Raw genomic sequence first — 585 nt, 5'->3', positions numbered from 1 at the left:
CGTTCAAACCTTGGCGTGGGTGGCGGCCCATTGCGACGGGTTGACGTCGATGCTCAGCGGGCCGAAGCCGGAGCCGATCACGCCGACGTTGTTGAGCGTGTTCACGTTGATGCTTTGCARCTGGGCGATGTTCTGGTTGACGTTGACATTGACGTTGGCCACCGGGCCCAGTCCTTGCAGCCAGGAATTTCCGCCGCGCACCGCGGTCATGGACTTGCTGTCGAGTTCTTGGGTCAGGGCGAGGTCGCRCACGATGATGGATGGCATGGTGGTTCTCCTTGGCTTCACTGAATGACTTGAAATGTTCCTGAGTGGCTGGTTGGCAGCGGAGGTGGCGGGGCCGCCTCCGCGTCTGCCGGGCCGTTCAGCGATAGATGTTGTTTTGGGCGTTCTGSGTCGARKKGACATGCGACTTGATGTCGTCGACGAAGGCCGCGTTGTTGCCATTCATGTTGGTGACGTTCTGCGTCTGGCCGATCAGTTGYKMRGCRTTGAAGGTMGAGTCGATCTTGACSGCGCTGAACACGGGCAGGAAGGGCACGAAGCCGCCGCGCACGGCGCGCATGGCGCGGGCGTCGAGTTCTT

2 protein-coding genes are annotated in these 585 nt (G+C 61.2%); both read right to left on the bottom strand.

Annotated elements, in window-relative coordinates; translation table 11 throughout:
• Positions 1-3: 3 nt before the first annotated feature.
• A complete protein-coding gene (locus tag AC1DKD_RS41830; protein WP_441629623.1) occupies positions 4-267 on the bottom strand; it encodes a hypothetical protein in 264 nt (87 codons plus the stop codon).
• Positions 268-364: 97 nt separating this feature from the next.
• The coding region (locus tag AC1DKD_RS41825) for a hypothetical protein (RefSeq protein ID WP_477144807.1) at positions 365-585 on the bottom strand (221 nt) is incomplete at its 5' end.

The sequence above is a fragment of the Cupriavidus sp. 05T313 genome, from assembly GCF_056396665.1.
The sequence above is the reverse complement of the archived record's forward strand: the minus strand, read 5'-3'. Positions and strand labels throughout refer to the sequence as shown.